This is a genomic window from Kocuria nitroreducens (assembly GCF_042879195.1).
Taxonomy (GTDB): domain Bacteria; phylum Actinomycetota; class Actinomycetes; order Actinomycetales; family Micrococcaceae; genus Kocuria; species Kocuria nitroreducens.
Genome location: NZ_JBHZTC010000006.1, coordinates 146,520 through 163,046 on the forward strand (window position 1 = coordinate 146,520; position 16,527 = coordinate 163,046).

A 16,527-nucleotide genomic window follows, 5' to 3' on the forward strand; every position below is an offset into this window, starting at 1 on the left:
CGTGTTGTCCTGGACCAAAGTCTAGGCACCGCGGCAGACACTTTACATCCGCAAATCAGGGGACGTCCGCCCCGGCACGACGGGATTTCTCGGGGTTCTCGGAGGCGCCCCGGAACGCTAGTCCTCGTCCGGGCCGCACTCCCGGCACAGCTTCCAGACGTTCGTGTCCCCGTGCCGCTCGAACACCACCCGGCTGACCAGCGCCTGGATCAGTGCGAGCCCGCGCCCGGACTCGAGGTGCTCCTGCGCCATGGTCCTCGCGAGGTCCACCTGCGCCGGCGCGGCACCGATCTCGTAGATCCTCGCCTCCAAACGGTGCGGCCCCGCGACCAGGTCCACCGAGAGCTCGATCGGCTCCTCCGCCGCCGGCACCGCGTGGACCACCACGTTGCCGGCCGCCTCGACGACCGCGAGCGTGAAGGCCATCCGGTCGGCCTCGGGCACGAACGCGGCCTCTTCCCAGAGCGCGTCCAGGTCCTCGTGCAGGGCTTCCACCGTCAGGGCGGTGGCCGGGCCCCGGCGCGAGCGGCGGGCGGTGGGGTCAGTCATCGGCGAAGGCCGCGTCGGCGGTGTCGTAGGGGTTCAGGACGCGGTGCATGCTGGTGAGCTCGAGGACCATGCGCACCTGGGGGCGGACGTTCGCGATCCGCAGGTCGCCGCCGGCCTGGCGGGCCAGCTTGAGGCACCCGATGAGGGCACCCAGGCCGGAGGAGTCCATGAACTCGGTGCCGCCGAGGTCGACCACCACGTGGGTGCTGCCCTCGCCGACGACCTTCGCCACGACCTCCCGGAGCTCGGGCGCTCCCACCATGTTGAGCCGTCCGGTGCCCGTGATATGGGCGAACCTCGGTTTCTGATCAATCGTGAACTGCATCGGCACTCCTCTTCCCGGGCTCGAAGCCCGTGTATCTCGCGGCGGTGACGAGCACGCTCAGCACCACCAGGTCGAAGGCGACCCAGGCCACGTTGACCAGGGTCCCCACCGGCTCGTTCAGTCCCACCGCCAGCCGGACGGTCCCCACCACGAGGGCCGCGGACAGCAGGCCCATCACCACGAGCTGCGGGCGGATGAGGTGCCAGGCCGGGCCGGCGTCCTGCCGCACCTTGGGCGTGACCGCGAACCCGAGGGGGCGGCCGAACCACACGTTGCGGGCGGCCGTGGTGCACGCCCTGATCCAGATGGGGAACAGGGCCAGGCTGTACTGCTGGCCGCGCCACGTGGGGATGCCCCGGCCCACCACGAGGAACAGCAGCTGGTTGACCACCATGAAGGGGATGAAGCGGACGAAGAAGTCCCAGCTGAGGCTCGTGACCGGGAGGATGCCCAGCACCAGGTACACGATGGGCGCGGCGAAGTAGACGACGGCCGCGAAGCCGGACAGGTAGCTCCACATCGTGGCGAAGTACATGAGCCGCTGACCCCATCCGAGCCGGCGCTGCAGCAGGGGGTTCTCCCGGAGCAGCACCTGCACCGTGCCCTGCGCCCAGCGCAGACGCTGGGTGAGCATGGTCTTCAGGTCCTCGGGGGCCAGGCCGTGGGCGAGGACCTCGTGGTGGTAGACGCTGCGCCAGCCCAGGCCGTGCAGCCGCATCGCGGTGGCCATGTCCTCGGTGACCGAGATCGTCGCCAGCGGCATCACCGGCTGGGCCTCGCCGGGCCGGTCCACGGAGACCGCCTCGAGCACCTCCCGCACCGGCTCCACGGCGGCCAGCGGGGACAGGTCGCGGCGGGACATCCGGTCCACGGCGGAGGCCAGCTCGTCCGGCCACACCATGCCGTCCTCGGGGGGCAGCTCCAGGGCGGCGATCGAGGCGAGGTCCGCCTCGATCTGGGAGAAGTCCTGCGTGACGGTCCGCCGGGCCGCCGCGTCCACCTCCCGCTGCAGCCGGTAGGTCAGCTCGGTCAGGGGGGCACCGGCCTTCAGCTCCGTGCGGGCCCGCGCGGTGGCGGCCTCGACGTCGTCGAGCATGCCGGCGACCACGGGGTTCGCGGCCTCGGGGCAGCGCCGCGCCTTCCGCAGGGCTGCCCGCGTGCGGGCGAGGGACTCCTTGACGTCCCGCTCGACCTCCTGGACGTAGCCGGAGAGTCCGAGCTGCATGAGCGCCTCGCGGCGCAGGATCGCGTTGGAGCCGCAGAAGAAGGCGGCGTTCCAGCCGTCCTTGCCCTGCTGGATGGGGCCGTAGAACAGGGGGGCCTGGCTGCCGAGCGGATCGTGGCCGGGCACGTTGACGAACCACTGCGGCGTCTGGACGAGCGCCACCCTGCGGTCGTTGAACCAGCCCAGGGTGCGGTCGAGGATCTCGGGGTCCGGGACCTGGTCGGCGTCGAGGATCAGCAGGAACTCGCCCTGCGTGAGCATGAGGGCGTTGTTGAGGTTGCCGGCTTTGGCGTGGCGCGGCCGGTCGGCCCAGTCCACGCTGCGGGTCAGGTAGCCCAGCCCGTGCTCGGCGGCGAGCGCCTCCAGCTCGGGGCGGGCACCGTCGTCGAGGATCCACGTGCTGTGCGGGTGCCGGATCGCCTGCGCCGCCAGGGCGGTGCCCATCACGAGGTCGAGGGGCTCGTCGTAGGTGGTGACGAAGACGTCCACCGTGGCGCCCGCGGGCGGGGCGCCGGCCTCCCCCCGGCGCCGGAGCCGCCACACGGTGAGCCCGAAGAGTGAGACGTCGATCAGGCTGTACGTCTCGGCGAGCACCAGGGGCACGGCGATCCACCACGCCGACCAGTTCAGCGACTCGAGCCAGCGCCAGGCGATGTAATTGACGCCCAGCAGCAGGGTCAGGACGACCAGCAGCCGGACGAGGAAGCGGTTCACGGGGCGGCCTGGCGGCAGACGACCACGGCGGTGACGTCGTCGGACAGCGCCTCGCCGCTGGCCAGGTCGAGGACCGCGGTGCACACGGACTCGGCGTCCTCGTGGCGGGAGACCACGTCGGCGACCGCCCGCACGGCGTCGTCGACGTCCTCGTACGCGTCGAGGAGGCCGTCGCTGACGACGACGAGGGCGTCGCCCGGCGCGAGCACGATCCGGCCGGGCACCCACTCCGTCCCGGGCACCGCCCCCACCGGGGGGCCGCCCGGGCGCAGCCGGTCGATGCCGTCCGCGCGCACGTGCAGCCCCAGCCCGTGGCCCGCGTCGACGTACTCCACGACCCCCCGGGTCGTGTCCAGGCGGGCGTGGAAGAGCGTGACGAAGGAGTCCGAGTGGGCGAGGTCGTTCTCGAGGTGCCGGCACGTGTCGCGGAAGGCCCGCTCCATGTCCGGCTGCCCGGCGGCGGAGCGCAGCACGGCGCGCACCGTGGCGGCGATGAGCGCGGCGCCCATGCCCTTGCCCATGGCGTCGGCCAACGAGATCTGGAGCCCGCCCCCGGTCGAGTACCAGTCGAAGAAGTCCCCGCCCACGCTGCGGGAGGGCCGGCACGCACCGGCCACGTCGTAGCCGGGCACGGACGGGGCGGCGGCGGGCAGCAGGCTGCGCTGGACCTCGGCCGCGCGGCGCAGCTCCTCGGCGTCGGCCTGCTCCGCCCGGGCGCGCGGCCGGCGGAACATCGCCTCGATCCGGGCCTGCAGCTCCCGGGGGCTGAACGGCTTGCTGATGTAGTCGTCCGCCCCGAGCTCGAGGCCCTCGAGCCGGTCGATCTCGCCCGGGCGGGCCGTGACCATGAGCAGGTAGGCGTCGGAGAACTGCCGGACCCGCCGGCAGACCTCCAGCCCGTCGAGGTCCGGGAGGCTGAGGTCCAGGGTGATGAGGTCGGCGCCGTCGCGGCGCACGACCTCGAGGCCCTCGAGGCCGGTCGCGGCGGTCGTCACGGTGAAGCCGCGCATGCCGATGGTCTGGGCGAGGAGGTTGCGGATGTCGTCGTGGTCTTCGATCACGACGGCACGGCGACCCTGGGGGGAGGGGGTCATGGACTCATTAAGCCGCTATTCTTTGCAATTGTCACCCCGACCCCCCGAGGGTGACGCCCCCAGTCGGAAGAGTTCCCCCGTGGACCGCTTGCTCACCGTCCTCTCCCTCGACCGGATCAGCTTCCACGAGCTGTCGATGCGCCGGCGCGTGCTCCTCAGCCAGCTGCCGCTGTTCGTCACGACCGTCGTGCTCGTCGCCGGGATCTGGGCCGTCCACGAGCCGCTGCGGGACGACCTGCGGGTGCAGCTGGCCCTGGCGGTCACGGTCGCGCTGACGGCCCTGTGCGTGCTGGTGCCGTGGGACCGGCTGCCCTACGGGGCGTTCCTGGTCGTCCCGGTCCTGGACTTCGTGCCCATCACCCTGCTGCGGGAGGGGACGCTGAGCACCGTGACCGGGGTGGGCATCATGGCCGCGTTCCCCGTCGTCTGGCTCACCGGCTCGGGCCGGCTGCCCCGGGCGGCCGCCCCGCTGGGATTCCTCCTGACCCTCGCCATGGTGTGGGTCCCGCTCCTCGTCCCGCACCGGCCGCTGAGCGCGCAGCTGCTGACGGCCCCGCTGCTGATCCCGGTCATGCTGCTGGGCATCGGGCTCACCGTCCAGGTGCTGTCGAACAGCATGGAGCGCCAGCACGCGGAGCTAGAGGCCAAGGACGCGGAGCTGCGCCGGCTGCTGGGCGTGACCGCGCGGCGGGAGCGGCTGCTCAACACCGTCCTGGACACGGTGGACGTGGGCGTGCTGGCGATCGACGAGCACGGCCACGACGTCCTCATGAACCGGCGCCAGCACCGGATCCACGAGCTCTCGCTGCCCGAGGGGATGCGGGACGGCGCCGAGGCGGACCTGCGCCTCTACGTGGACGCGGAGGGGACGCCGCTGCCCGTGGACCGGCGTCCCGCCCTCCGGGCCATCCGGGGCGAGTCCTTCTCCGACGTCCTGGTCTGGGCGGGCCAGCCGCCCGTCCAGCGGGTTCTCTCCGTGTCCGCCCGCGTGCTCCGGGACGAGGACGGGGACACCGAGGGCTCCGTCCTGTCGTTCAACGACGTGACCGAGCTGGTGGCCGCGCTGCAGGCCAAGGACGACTTCCTGGCCGGCGTCTCCCACGAGCTGCGCACGCCCCTGACGTCCATCCGTGGCTACACCGAGCTGCTGGCCATGGACGAACAGCTCCCGGGGCCCGTCCGCTCCGGGCTCGAGGTCATCGAGCGCAACGCCGACCAGCTGCTCGTCCTGGTCGAGGACCTCCTCCGCACGGCCGGCCCCGTGCTGGAGCTGCAGAGGGTGGAGGCCGACCTCGTCCAGGTGGTCCAGCAGTCCGTCGCGGCGGCCGGGCTCCGGGCCGCGGAGGCGGAGGTGGACCTGTTCGTCGACGCCCCGTCCCGCCTCGTCCTGCCCTGCGACCCCGTGCGCCTGGGACAGGTGCTCGACAACCTGCTCTCGAACGCCATCAAGTACTCCCCGGACGGCGGGCCGGTGACGGTCCGGGTGGCGCCGGCCGGGACCAGCGTGCAGGTGCAGGTGGCCGACTGCGGCATGGGGATGCGCCCGGAGGACGCCGAGCACGTGTTCGGCCGGTTCTTCCGCAGCAGCAACGCCCGGATGAGCGCGATCCCGGGGCTGGGCCTGGGCCTGGCGGTCGTGCGCGAGATCGTCGAGCGCCACGGCGGCAGCATCCGCTGCGACAGCGCGCCGGGGGAGGGGACGGTATTCACCCTCGCGCTCCCAGCGGGCGGGAGCGGTGCCGAGGACGCGCCCGCCGCCGCGGGCGGGTGTGCCCCGCGGACCGGTGATCATGTGCCGGTGGGTCGGCCCCCGTACTCGACGCGGACGGAACCGTCGTCGGGGAGGACGACGACCTTGCCCCGTTGAACCGTCCACCCGTCGTGCAGGAAGAAGAGCCTGCCTCCGCTGGCGGTCAGCAGCCGCAGGCCGTCGTAGCGGTACCGGGGCTCTTCGGCGGTCCCGAGCCGGACCTCGCGGACGGCGTCGACCTCGATGTCCAGGGGCTGCGGGCTGAACACCTGGGCGCGGGGCACGGAGGAGATCTCCTGTTGGGGCACGAAGGAGACCTCCTGTTCGAGCATGGACGCCTGCTGCCACCCACGGTATTCGGCGAAGAGCGACGTCCCCCAGAAGAGCAGCAGCGTGACCAGGCTGAGGACCAGGGCCGCCTCCGGGAGGCGGTGATCCGTGGAAGTCCGAGGGACCTGCCCAGCGCACGCGCGCCGGTGCGTGAGCGTGGCCCAGGCCGCCAGCAGGACACCGACGGCCATGAGGTAGGGGCCGTAGTCGGGTTCCACCGGTTCTGCGAAAAGCGTCACCGCCAGGACCACGCCGGTGAACACGACGGCCGCGACCCGGACCACGCGGGCCGCACGGGCGATCACCGTCCGGTGGCGACCGGCCTCGATCCGACGCCGGAGCGCCCGGTCCACCGCGATCCAGCCGATGCCGGCCACGAGCAGACAGAAGGCCGGCGCGTACAGGGCGCTGATGCTTCTCAGGACGAAGTCCCGGGTGGTGTACCCGAACAGGTTCACGCTCAGGCCCATCGCCTTCGCCTGGGCATCCGCGCGGGCCCAGCCGAAGTAGATCAGCAGCGCCGTGGCCAAGGTGGCGGGCGGGGCGAACACCGAGAGCGCCTCCACGGCGCGGGACCAGCTCGATCGCTCGCCCGCGTCCTTCTCCGTCACTCCACGGCCCGGGCCGAACCGGACGCCGCCGGGGCAGCCGGCAGAGGAGTCGGACAGCTCGTCGTGGGCAGATGGTAGACGAGGGAGACCTCGCCGCTGACCGGTTCCTCCGACTCGGTCACGCGCACCGCCGCGACTCCGGGGGTGCTGGATGCGGGCGCACGGAAGAACAGGCCTCCGTTGCCCTCCTGCACCGGCACCGAAGTGGCGCCCACCGTCACCGCACGGACGCTGTCTGCGGGCAGGTGCTCGACGTTGCCATGCAGGAAGACCGGAGCGCCGCCGCACACGGAGACGGGGATCTCGGACCCGATGATCCCCGGCGCCAGCGGAGACTCGATGCTCTCGAGCACGAGAGGGCATGCTGTCCCCGGCCGGTCCTCGAAGGAGGGGGTCGCCTCCGGGTGCTGCCGGTGGAACTCGACCAGGCCCTCCAGCGCCGTGACCGTCTCCTGCTCCCAGCAGTTCTTCGGCACCCCCACCCCTGCCAGGACCTCCTCGCCCTGTGCCCACAGGGCGTCGTCGTTCTCCGTCGCCGCCCTGCACAGCAGATGCCCTGCCAGTGGGACCTGCTGGACCCGCGAGGCGACCAGATGCTCGTCGGCGCAGTCCATTCCGCGGATCGGGTCGTACCACAGCGGGTCGCCGGGGCCGGTGGGCCCCAGTCGCATCCTGGGGAGAGGCTGCGGTTCCTCCGCCTGGGCGGCACCGGCCCCGTCATCGGCCGCATCCTGCCCGGCGCCCTCCGTCGCCGCACCGCCGGTCTCCGCCGCGGAGGTGGCGCCCTGCTCAGGAGGCGGGTCTTCCGGTCCTCCGCCGCAGGAAGTGGACAACAGCACGGATGCCGTGCCGAGCAGGACCGGCAGACATCGGCGATCATGGAAGTTCATGGCCCACCACCATCGATAGTTCGTCCCGATCCTCGTCCCCGGCTGAGGCACAGCCTATGGGCCGGACGACGGTCGGAACAGGAATCTGACCAGGGATGATGGGTTGTGAAGCGGTGCCTCGGCGAGCGGTTCACAGGGCTCGGGGCGTCCCCCGGGCGGGCGGTGGGGGCATCGGGTGCCGCAACGCGAGAACCCCGCTCCCCCGACGAGCGGGAGAGCGGGGTTCGTGCGGGGAGCCTCCTGTCGGAATCGAACCGACGACCTTTTCATTACGAGTGAAACGCTCTACCGACTGAGCTAAGGAGGCCTGCACACGACCGTCCGGGACGGCCCCAGTGCAGATGAAACTGTAGCAGAGTGCGCCGGGGCGTCCCCAATCGGCGCGGCCGGGCGCGGTGCCGGCGTTCCCCGGGAGTTCACCGGCTCTTCGACCGCCCGGCCTTGGCCGCCCGGGGACCCGCTGCACAGCATGGACGGACACGACGACGGGGCCGGGCGCGGCGGTCCGCCCGGAACAGGAGCAGCCCAGTGCGCACACCGGACGGCGGCATGCCGCCGGATCTCGAGCTGGCCTTCCTGGACATGTCCGGGACCGTGTTCCACGACAACGGGATCATGGAGCGGGCCTTCGAGCGCACCGTGACCGGTCTCGGCGTCGATCCCGGCTCGGAGCGGTTCCGGCAGATGCTCCACCACGTCCGGGACACGCTGGGCCAGTCGAAGACCCGGGTGCTCGAGCAGCTGTTCGCCGCCGACCCCGAGCGGGCACGGCAGGCCGTCCGGGACTTCGGGCGCCACCTCGACGAGCTGCTGGCCACCGAGGGGGTCACCCCGGTGGAGGGCGCGGAGGAGGCGGTCACGGCGCTGCGCGCGGCCGGACTGAGGGTGTGCCTGGCCACCGGCTACGACCGGCACTCCCTGAACACGCTCCTGGAGCAGCTCGGCTGGACGGGCCTCGCCGATCTCAGCCTGTGTCCCTCGGACGCGGGGCGTGGGCGACCCTGGCCGGACATGGTGCTCACCGCCGTGCTGGCGCTCGACCTCGGCGACGTCCGCCGCGTCATGGTCGTGGGGGACACCACGGCGGACGTGCAGGCCGGTCTGCGGGCGGGCTCCGCCGCGGTCGTCGGCGTCCGCACGGGCGCGCACGACGCCGCGTCCCTGCGCGCGGCCGGCGCCCACGCGGTGGTCGACTCGGTCCGGGACCTTCCCGCCCTCGTCCGGGCGCGGGTGCCCGGGAGGACGCGGGTGCCCGGGAGGAGCTGACGCCCACCGCGCCGTGCCGGTGCGGTCCGGTGGTCCGTGCGCGAGTGTGACGCGTGCCGACGCGCGAGGACGACGACGGCCCGGGCTGTTGGCATGCTGGAGGACGGTCGGCGAGTGCTCGGCCGCCTTCACCGATCGCCGGCACCCCGCAGAGGATCCCATGGCAAGCACACACCTGTCCCCGCACCGTGGCCGGCGCCGGTCGTGGCGGACGTCGCAGCGCGGGGTGCTCCTGGGCGCCCTGATCTCCTTCGGGATGCTCGGGCTGCTCAGCCTGCTGTCCGGCGTCGAGACCGTGGTGCGGGCCGGGCACGGCACGGCGGACCTGTGGCTGGAGGCCGCTGCGGTGACCGCGCCCGGCATGGTCGACCTGGGCCCGGGACTGTCGTCGCGGGGCTACGACCACGTGCACGTGGGCGTGACGGGGGTGAGCCCGTCGAGCATGGTGCCCTACGCGCTGACCCTGGCGCTCGGCTCCACGGTGTTCGCCGGCGTCTGCGGGTTCCTGGCGTACGTGTGCGGCCGGATCTACCTCGGCCAGCCGTTCGGGCGGATCCTGACCGTGGGCCTGACGGTCTGCTCGGCGGCGCTCGTGGGGCTGGCCCTGCTGGGGCCGCTCCTGTTCGCCGTGGCCCAGGCCCGGATCTTTGCCGATCTCGGCGTCGACCTCGGCCGGGCGCCGTTCGTCAACGACTACGCCTTCGGCGACACCGACGCCGTGGTGCTGGTCGCCGGGGTGCTCCTCGGCCTGCTGGCGCTGGCGTTCCGCGCGGGCAGCCTGCTCCAGCCGGAGGAGGGGCAGCACCCGGGGTGACGCGCGGCCGCCCGGTCGCCCGGGCCACCGCCCGCGCGACCGGGCAGCCGCCGGCAGCTCCGGTCGCGCGGGGTCAGGAGCAGGTCGTCCCCTCCGCGGGGAGCTCGCCCTCGAGCAGGTAGGCGTCCACGGCGTCCTGCACGCAGCGGTTGCCGGCCGTGTAGGCGGTGTGGCCGTAGCTGTCGTAGGTCAGCAGCCGGGCGTCCTCGAGCTGCTCCACGAGAGCCTCGGACCAGTGGTAGGGGGTCGCAGGGTCGTGGGTGGTGCCCACCACGAGGACGGGATCGGCGCCCGCGGCGTCGAGAGGCTCCTGGAGGCCGGCCGGGGCGGCGGGCCATCCCTGGCACGCGGCGTCGCCGTAGCCCAGGTACGGGCCGAAGGTCGGCGCGACCCGCTCGAGCTCCTCCTGGTGCTGGGCCATCTGTTCCGCCGTGACCGTCCCGTCGGGCCGGTCGAGGCAGTTGACGGCCGTGAACGCCACGGTGGTGTTGCTCGTGTACCGGCCCTCGGCGTCGCGCCCGTGCGTGGCGTCCGACTGGGCGAGCAGGGCGGAGAAGTCGCCGTCGAAGGCTGCGCCCAGGGACTCGTTGAGCCGCTCGTAGGTGGTGGTCGAGTACAGGGGCCCCAGGATGCCCTCGACCACGTTGGTGGCGGTGACCCGCCGGCCGTCCGCGGCGGTCACGGACCTCTCGTCGACCGAGGCGACGAGCTCCTGGATCCGGGTCATCGCCTCGTCCACGGAGACGTCGGCCACCACGCAGTCCCGGATCTCGAGCTGGCACTGCTGCACCCAGTGGCGCAGGTTGTCCTCGAAGCCCTCGGCCTGGTGGGCGGTGGCCTCCATGTCGCTCAGGGTGGGGTCCACGCCGCCGTCGAGCACGAGCCGGCCGACCCGGTCGGGGAACAGGTCGGCGTACACCGCGCCCAGGTGGGTGCCGTAGGAGAAGCCCAGGTAGGTCGTCCGCTCGTCGCCGAGGACGGCCCGCAGCACGTCCATGTCCCGGGCGGCGCTCACGGTGTCCATCCGGGCCACCAGCTCGCCGGAGTCCTGCACGCACGCGGCGCCGAGCTGCTCGTACTCGTCCTGGATCTGCTCGACCGGCTGGTCCTGCGGGTCGAACATCGGCTCGGCGCGCCACGCGTCCAGCTCCGCGTCGTCGAGGCACTCGATGCCATCCGAGCGGCTCACGCCGCGCGGGTCGAAGCCCACGACGTCGTAGGCCTTGCGCACGTCGCCGGTGACCGTGTGCTGCGCGTAGAGCATCGCGTCGACCCCGGAGGCGCCGGGACCACCGGGGTTGAGGAGCAGGCTGCCCCGGGCGTCCCCGCGGGCGGGCAGGCGCGACATCACCACGGTGGTCGTCTTCCCGCCCGGGTCGGCGTAGTCGAGGGGCACCTCGACGTCGGCGCACTGCAGGTCGTCCTGCGCGCCGTTGGTCTCCACCTCGAACGAGCAGCCCTCCCAGGCGACGGTCTGCGTGTAGTAGCGCTGGAGCTCCTCGGGGCTGCCCTCGACGACGGCGCCGGTGGCGCCCCCGGAGGTCGGCTCGCCCGTGGCGCTGGCGCCCAGGGAGGAACAGCCGCTCAGGAGCAGGCCGGCCGCAGCCAGTGCGGCCGTGACGGGCAGGGGGGCGCGGCGTGAGGGGGCGGCACGGCGGATCATGGAGCTCCTCGAGGGGGGTGGGGGATGGGGGCGGGGGGTCAGAGCAGGGAGACGGCCATGGCCTCGAAGGCCAGCTGCGCGCTGACGTTGGTGCGGATCCGGTCCCGGGTCCGGCTGATCACGTCGATGCGGTGCAGCGTCCGCTCGGGGGTCGAGTTGGACGCGTGGTCCTGCAGCTGCTGGGCCAGGTGCTCGTTGACCAGAATGGAGCCCGTGCGCAGCTGGAGGGTCAGGACGTCGCGGTAGAAGGTGGTCAGGTCGATGAGGAAGCGGTCGAGGGTGTCCGTCTGGATCCGCCGGGACCGGCGCTTCTGATCGGCCTCGAGCCGGTTGAGGGCGCCGCGGATGGCCGGCGGCACCCGCCCGGACTCCGGGGCGCCCAGGGCCACGAGCAGCTGCTTGCGCTCCGCCTCGTTGCGGGACTCGGCGTCCGCCTGGGACTCCTCCACGGCGATCTTGTGCAGCCGGTCCGCGGCGCGCACGGCGTCCGGCACCCCGGAGAGCTTCAGCGGCATGGAGACGACCTCCTGCCGCCGGGTGCGGGCGTCGTCGTAGAGGGCGAGCCGCTTGGCGATCCCCACGTGGGACTGTGCCAGCCGGGCGCTCTCCTCCGCGCGCTGCCGGGGCACCCCGTGCCGGCGGATCAGCAGCTCGGCCACGTCCTCCACGGCGGGCACCTTCAGCGTGGCCGGACGGCAGCGCGAGCGGATGGTCACGAGCACGTCCATGGGGCTCGGGGCACACAGCAGCCAGATGGTGTTGGGCGGGGGCTCCTCCACGGCCTTGAGCATCACGTTGGAGGTGCGCTCCACCATGCGGTCGGCGTCCTCGACCACCATGACGCGCCAGCGGCCCACCGAGGGCCGGTCCTGGGCGCGGACCACGAGCTCGCGGGCCTCCTCGATGGTGATCTGCGGGTTCTCCGTGACGAAGTGGGTGAGGTCCGCGTGCGAACTGGCCAGGACCGTGCGGCACGCGTGGCACTGCCCGCACCCGCGCTCGGCGGGGTCCTCCTGCTCGCACAGCAGGGCCGCGGCGAACGCGAGGGCCGCGTTGGAGCGCCCCGAGCCGGGCGGACCGGTGAACAACCAGGCGTGGGTGGGCCGGTCCTCCTGGGCGGCGCGCCGCAGCTGCGCCACCACGGCGTCCTGGCCCAGCAGCTGGTCCCACACGCTCACGCGCCCACCTCCTCGGCCGGGGTGGGACGGGGAAGCCGGGCGAAGCGGGCGCGCACGGCCGCGGCGAGCTCCCCGGCCGGCCGGGTGGCGTCGAGCACCAGGTAGCGCTCCGGCGCCCGCCCGGCGAGCTCGAGGAACGCCTCCCGGTTCGCGTGGTGGAAGGCGTCGGGCTCGGTCTCCAGGCGGTCGCCGGCGGTGCCGTCGCGGGTCTGCCGGCGGGTGCGCCCCGTCCCGGCCGGGACGTCGAGCAGGACGGTGAGGTCCGGGACGAGCCCGGCCGTGGCCCACGCGTTGAGCTCCGCGACGCGGTCCACGCCCAGGCCGCGCCCGGCGCCCTGGTAGGCGGCGGACGAGTCGGCGAACCGGTCGCAGACCACGGTCCGCCCCGCGGCGAGCGCGGGGCGGACGAGCTGGGCGACGTGGGCGGCGCGGGCCGCGGCGAACAGCAGGGCCTCGGCACGGGCGTCGACGGGCCCGTGCGCCGGGTCCAGCACGAGCTCGCGCACCTTCTCGCCCAGCGGGGTCCCCCCGGGCTCCCGGGTGCGCACGGTGTCGTGCCCCTCGGCGCGCAGGGCGTCCACGAGCCGGCCGGCCTGCGTGGACTTCCCGGCGCCGTCCCCGCCCTCGAACACGACGAAGAGGCCGCGGCCGGACGGCGCGGGGGAGGACTCCGCGGCGGAGGCGGGCGGCGGGGCGGGGGCCGGTCGGAAGATCACGGTCCCAGCCTATCCACCCGCGCCGACAGCGCCGCCGGACCGCGCGCGGGCCGGGGGCGCCGCGGGCCGATAGCCTGGAGCCATGACTGCACGCTCCGAGATCCCGTCCGCCCCCGGCCCCACCGCCCTCCGCCCGGACACCGTGCTGGTCGCGGGCGGGCGGCCCGCACCGGAGCACGACGCGCCGGTCGGCCCGTCCATCGTCCTGACCTCCACCTACCGTGGCTCCGGCGGGCTCGACGCCGAGGACCGCGCCTACGGGCGCTACAGCAACCCCACGTGGGAGGACGTCGAGGACGTGCTGGCCCGGCTCGAGCAGGCGCAGCTCCCCGGGCTGCTCTACTCCTCGGGACTGGCCGCCGTCGCGTCGGTGCTCTCGCTCGTCCCGGCGGGCGGGCGCCTGGTGCTGCCCCGGCACAGCTACCAGGGCTCCCTGGCCCTCGCCGCGGACCTCGAGGCCCGCGGGATGCTCTCCGTGCAGACCGTGGACGTCGCGGACACCGAGGACGTCGTGGCCGCCCTCGACGGCGCCGACCTGCTCTGGCTCGAGAGCCCCACCAATCCCATGCTCGAGGTCGCAGACCTCCCCGCGCTGCTCGCGGCGGCCCGCGAGCGCGGCGTGCTCACGTGCGTGGACAACACGTTCGCCACCCCGCTCCTGCAGCGCCCGCTCGTGCACGGGGCCGACATCGTGGTGCACTCCGTGACCAAGTACCTGGCGGGGCACTCCGACGTCGTCCTGGGGGCCGCCGTCACCTCCGACTCCGCCCTGCGGACCCGGCTGAAGGGGCACCGCTCCCTGCACGGCGCGATCCCGGGCCCGTTCGAGGCGTGGCTCGCGCTGCGGGGGATGCGCACCCTGGCGGTGCGGGTCGAGCGCTCCGCGGCCACCGCCGCAGAGCTCGCCCGCCGCCTCGAGCAGCACCCGGCGGTGCGCGAGGTCCGCTACCCGGGCCTGCCCGGGGATCCCGGGCACGAGCGCGCCGCCGCGCAGATGGACGGCTTCGGCTCCGTCGTGGCGATCGTCCCCGCGGGGGACGTCGACGCCGTCGAGGCGGCCGTGGCCGCGATGCGCCTGTGGACCCCAGCGACCTCGCTCGGCGGGGTGGAGTCGCTGATCGAGCGGCGGCGCCGGCACCACGAGGAGCCGCGCAGCGTCCCGGAGACGCTGCTGCGCCTGTCGGTGGGCATCGAGAACGTCGAGGACCTCTGGGAGGACCTCGACCGCGCCCTGTCCGGGATCGACCGGTAGGCTGGGCGGCGTGGACATTCCCTGGGTCTTCTATCTCGTGCGTTTCATCGACATCGCGCTCGCGCTGGTCGTCGCCGGCCTGGCCGTGTGGGCCTTCGTGGACTGCCTGACGAAGGCGCCGGTGCAGTTCGAGCGCGCCTTCAAGCGCACCAAGGGCTTCTGGCTCGCGCTCACGGGGGGCTCCCTCGCGTTCACGGTCTTCACGCTGCTCCTGCTCCGGCCGAGCCTGTTCATCCTGCTCATCGCGGGCACGGCCGTGGGGGTCTACCTCGCCGATGTCCGCCCGGCCGTGGGCCTGGAGTCCAAGGGCCCCAACAACTGGTGACCGGCGGCCGCGCGACACGGGGCGCCTGTGACGCCCCCTTGTCCTGCGCCGCCGCCCGGATGGAAGAATGGCCCCATGGCTACTGAATCAGCACGGCACAAGCTCGTCCTGCTCCGGCACGGACAGTCCGACTGGAACGAGAAGAACCTGTTCACCGGGTGGGTGGACGTGGACCTCACGGAGAAGGGGCGGGAGGAAGCCGTCCGCGGCGGTGAGCTGCTCGTCGAGAAGGGGATCGCCCCGGACGTCCTGCACACCTCGCTCCTGCGCCGGGCGATCACCACCGCCCACCTCGCGCTGGACCGGGCGGACCGGCACTGGATCCCCGTGAAGCGGTCGTGGCGGCTCAACGAGCGCCACTACGGTGCGCTGCAGGGCAAGGACAAGACCCAGGTCCGCGACGAGTACGGCGACGAGCAGTTCATGACCTGGCGCCGCTCCTACGACGTCCCGCCGCCCGAGCTGGAGGACTCGTCCGAGTTCTCGCAGGCCGGCGACCCCCGCTACGCGGACGTGGCGGAGGCACCCCGCACGGAGTGCCTCAAGGACGTCCTCGACCGCTTCATGCCGTACTGGGAGCAGGAGATCGTCCCCGACCTGCAGGCCGGGCGCACGGTCGTCGTCGCGGCCCACGGCAACTCCCTGCGCGCCCTGGTGAAGCACCTCGACGGCATCTCCGACGAGGACATCGCGGCCCTGAACATCCCCACGGGCATCCCGCTCTACTACGAGCTCGACGAGAACTTCCGCCCGCTCGTGCGCGGCGGCGAGTACCTCGACCCCGAGGCCGCCGCGAGCTCGATCCAGGCGGTCGCCAACCAGGGGAAGAAGTAGTCCCGGACGGCTCCCGCGGTACGAGGAAGGGCCGGGTCCACCGCAGCGGTGGACCCGGCCCTTCCTCGTACCGCGGGAGCGGCTCAGCCCGCGCCCGGGCGCGAGCTCACTCGCCCCCGTCGCGGCCCACGTGGCCGTGGCCGGTCGGGCGGTCGGAGCTCGCCGGGACCCATTCGCCGGTCACCAGGTAGGAGACCTTGCGGGTCACCGAGACCCCGTGGTCCCCGATGCGCTCGAGGTAGCGGGAGCACAGGGTGACGTCCACGGCGGTGGTCACCGAGCAGTCCCAGGTCGGAGAGGCGAGCGCGTCGAAGACGGACTGGTGCAGCTTGTTGACCTCGCCCTTGAGCGCGTAGATGTCGTCGGCGAGGGAGAGGTCGCGGGTCTGGAGCACCTGGATGACCCGGTCCACGATCTGCAGGTCGAGATCGAACATCCGCGTGAAGGTCTCCACGAGCGGCTCGGGAACGACCGGCTCGGGGTAGCGGATGCGCACGGCCTGGGCCAGGTGCCGGGCGAGGTCGCCGGCACGCTCCAGCGAGGCGCTCATCCGCAGCGCTCCCACGATCATCCGCAGGTCCGAGGCCACGGGGCTCTGCAGCGCGAGGATGTCGATCGAGCGCTCATCGAGGTCGTTCTGCAGGAAGTCGATCCGGGCGTCGTTGGAGATGATCTCCTCGGCGAGCTGGATGTCCGCGTCGAGGAGCGCGTCCTTGGCGCGGGAGAGGGCCTCGCGCACCAGGGTCGCGATCTGGATGAGCTCCTCACCGACCTGGTGGAGTTCTGCCTGGAAAACCTTGCGCACGGGTGCGTCCTTTCGAGATGCGGCGGCGTCCGCGGCCGGGGTGCGGTGCGGAGCGGGACGGGTGACGTGGGGGCCGGGTGCGAGCACGCCCGCCGCCACCGTCACAGCCAGGAGTGAACTTCCGCTCATCTTAGGATGAACGTTCGTTGAACCTGTAGCTCGTGACGTCCGGTGCGGGGTCGGCGC

At 73.2% G+C, this 16,527-nt stretch carries 16 protein-coding genes and 1 tRNA gene; 6 read left to right on the top strand and 11 right to left on the bottom strand.

Going from position 1 to position 16,527, the window contains the following annotated elements; all coding sequences use genetic code 11:
* Nucleotides 1–117: 117 nt before the first annotated feature.
* The 4 genes from ACFYE1_RS05810 to ACFYE1_RS05825 are packed head-to-tail and all read right to left on the bottom strand — an operon-like array spanning nucleotide 118 to nucleotide 3,907.
* Complete coding sequence (locus ACFYE1_RS05810; protein ID WP_387740907.1) at nucleotides 118–549, bottom strand: ATP-binding protein; 432 nt, start codon at nucleotides 547–549, stop codon at nucleotides 118–120.
* A complete protein-coding gene (locus ACFYE1_RS05815) occupies nucleotides 542–874 on the bottom strand; it encodes an STAS domain-containing protein (protein WP_387740909.1) in 333 nt (110 codons plus the stop codon). The genes ACFYE1_RS05810 and ACFYE1_RS05815 overlap by 8 nt, the downstream gene beginning before the upstream one ends.
* The gene (locus ACFYE1_RS05820) at nucleotides 858–2,813 is read right to left on the bottom strand and encodes a glycosyltransferase family 2 protein (protein WP_387740910.1); all 1,956 of its coding nucleotides are present in this window, start codon (nucleotides 2,811–2,813) and stop codon (nucleotides 858–860) included. The genes ACFYE1_RS05815 and ACFYE1_RS05820 overlap by 17 nt, the downstream gene beginning before the upstream one ends.
* Entirely contained in the window at nucleotides 2,810–3,907 is a 1,098-nt protein-coding gene (locus ACFYE1_RS05825; protein ID WP_387740912.1) for a PP2C family protein-serine/threonine phosphatase, read from the bottom strand. Before ACFYE1_RS05825 ends, ACFYE1_RS05820 begins: the two co-directional genes overlap by 4 nt.
* A 79-nt stretch (nucleotides 3,908–3,986) precedes the next feature.
* On the opposite strand from ACFYE1_RS05825, the gene ACFYE1_RS05830 reads away from it, so the two are divergent.
* Nucleotides 3,987–5,774 carry a sensor histidine kinase gene (locus ACFYE1_RS05830; RefSeq protein ID WP_387740914.1) on the top strand — a complete coding sequence of 596 codons (1,788 nt, stop codon included), beginning with the start codon at nucleotides 3,987–3,989 and terminating at the stop codon, nucleotides 5,772–5,774.
* Here ACFYE1_RS05830 and ACFYE1_RS05835 read toward each other — a convergent pair.
* From ACFYE1_RS05835 to ACFYE1_RS05845, 3 genes are all read right to left on the bottom strand, one after another.
* Nucleotides 5,696–6,598 (bottom strand): hypothetical protein, encoded by a 903-nt coding sequence (locus ACFYE1_RS05835; protein ID WP_387740916.1) that lies wholly within the window; start codon nucleotides 6,596–6,598, stop codon nucleotides 5,696–5,698. The genes ACFYE1_RS05830 and ACFYE1_RS05835 overlap by 79 nt on opposite strands.
* The gene (locus ACFYE1_RS05840) at nucleotides 6,595–7,269 is read right to left on the bottom strand and encodes a hypothetical protein (protein ID WP_387740917.1); all 675 of its coding nucleotides are present in this window, start codon (nucleotides 7,267–7,269) and stop codon (nucleotides 6,595–6,597) included. Before ACFYE1_RS05840 ends, ACFYE1_RS05835 begins: the two co-directional genes overlap by 4 nt.
* 453 nt (nucleotides 7,270–7,722) lie before the next feature.
* Nucleotides 7,723–7,795, bottom strand: a tRNA-Thr gene (locus ACFYE1_RS05845).
* Nucleotides 7,796–8,016: 221 nt separating this feature from the next.
* Here ACFYE1_RS05845 and ACFYE1_RS05850 point away from each other — a divergent pair.
* Both ACFYE1_RS05850 and ACFYE1_RS05855 read left to right on the top strand, forming a co-directional pair.
* Entirely contained in the window at nucleotides 8,017–8,754 is a 738-nt protein-coding gene (locus ACFYE1_RS05850; RefSeq protein ID WP_387740919.1) for an HAD-IA family hydrolase, read from the top strand.
* A 160-nt stretch (nucleotides 8,755–8,914) separates the two neighbouring features.
* Nucleotides 8,915–9,568, top strand: a complete 654-nt coding sequence (locus ACFYE1_RS05855; protein ID WP_387740921.1) for a hypothetical protein — start codon at nucleotides 8,915–8,917, stop codon at nucleotides 9,566–9,568.
* A 73-nt stretch (nucleotides 9,569–9,641) separates the two neighbouring features.
* Here the strand turns inward: ACFYE1_RS05855 and ACFYE1_RS05860 are convergent, their stop codons facing one another.
* Genes ACFYE1_RS05860 through tmk form a run of 3 tightly spaced genes read right to left on the bottom strand, consistent with a single transcriptional unit; the run spans nucleotide 9,642 to nucleotide 13,125 of the window.
* Nucleotides 9,642–11,231, bottom strand: coding sequence for an alpha/beta hydrolase (locus ACFYE1_RS05860; protein WP_387740923.1), 1,590 nt, complete (start codon nucleotides 11,229–11,231; stop codon nucleotides 9,642–9,644).
* Nucleotides 11,232–11,269: 38 nt separating this feature from the next.
* On the bottom strand, nucleotides 11,270–12,409 hold the full coding sequence (locus tag ACFYE1_RS05865; RefSeq protein ID WP_387740925.1) for a DNA polymerase III subunit delta': 1,140 nt from the start codon (nucleotides 12,407–12,409) through the stop codon (nucleotides 11,270–11,272).
* Nucleotides 12,406–13,125: a dTMP kinase gene (gene tmk / locus ACFYE1_RS05870; protein ID WP_387740927.1), complete on the bottom strand. Its 720-nt coding sequence runs from the start codon at nucleotides 13,123–13,125 to the stop codon at nucleotides 12,406–12,408. Before tmk ends, ACFYE1_RS05865 begins: the two co-directional genes overlap by 4 nt.
* 82 nt (nucleotides 13,126–13,207) lie before the next feature.
* Between tmk and ACFYE1_RS05875 the strand changes: the two genes are divergently transcribed.
* The 3 genes from ACFYE1_RS05875 (at nucleotide 13,208) to ACFYE1_RS05885 (ending at nucleotide 15,536) form a co-directional block, all read left to right on the top strand.
* On the top strand, nucleotides 13,208–14,377 hold the full coding sequence (locus tag ACFYE1_RS05875; RefSeq protein ID WP_387740929.1) for a trans-sulfuration enzyme family protein: 1,170 nt from the start codon (nucleotides 13,208–13,210) through the stop codon (nucleotides 14,375–14,377).
* Nucleotides 14,378–14,387: 10 nt separating this feature from the next.
* Nucleotides 14,388–14,702, top strand: coding sequence for a DUF2516 family protein (locus tag ACFYE1_RS05880; protein WP_387740931.1), 315 nt, complete (start codon nucleotides 14,388–14,390; stop codon nucleotides 14,700–14,702).
* Nucleotides 14,703–14,777: 75 nt separating this feature from the next.
* Entirely contained in the window at nucleotides 14,778–15,536 is a 759-nt protein-coding gene (locus ACFYE1_RS05885; RefSeq protein ID WP_387740933.1) for a phosphoglyceromutase, read from the top strand.
* Between the two features lie 106 nt (nucleotides 15,537–15,642).
* Here ACFYE1_RS05885 and phoU read toward each other — a convergent pair whose 3' ends face one another.
* On the bottom strand, nucleotides 15,643–16,341 hold the full coding sequence (phoU, locus tag ACFYE1_RS05890) for a phosphate signaling complex protein PhoU (RefSeq protein WP_387740934.1): 699 nt from the start codon (nucleotides 16,339–16,341) through the stop codon (nucleotides 15,643–15,645).
* Between the last annotated feature and the right edge of the window lie 186 nt (nucleotides 16,342–16,527).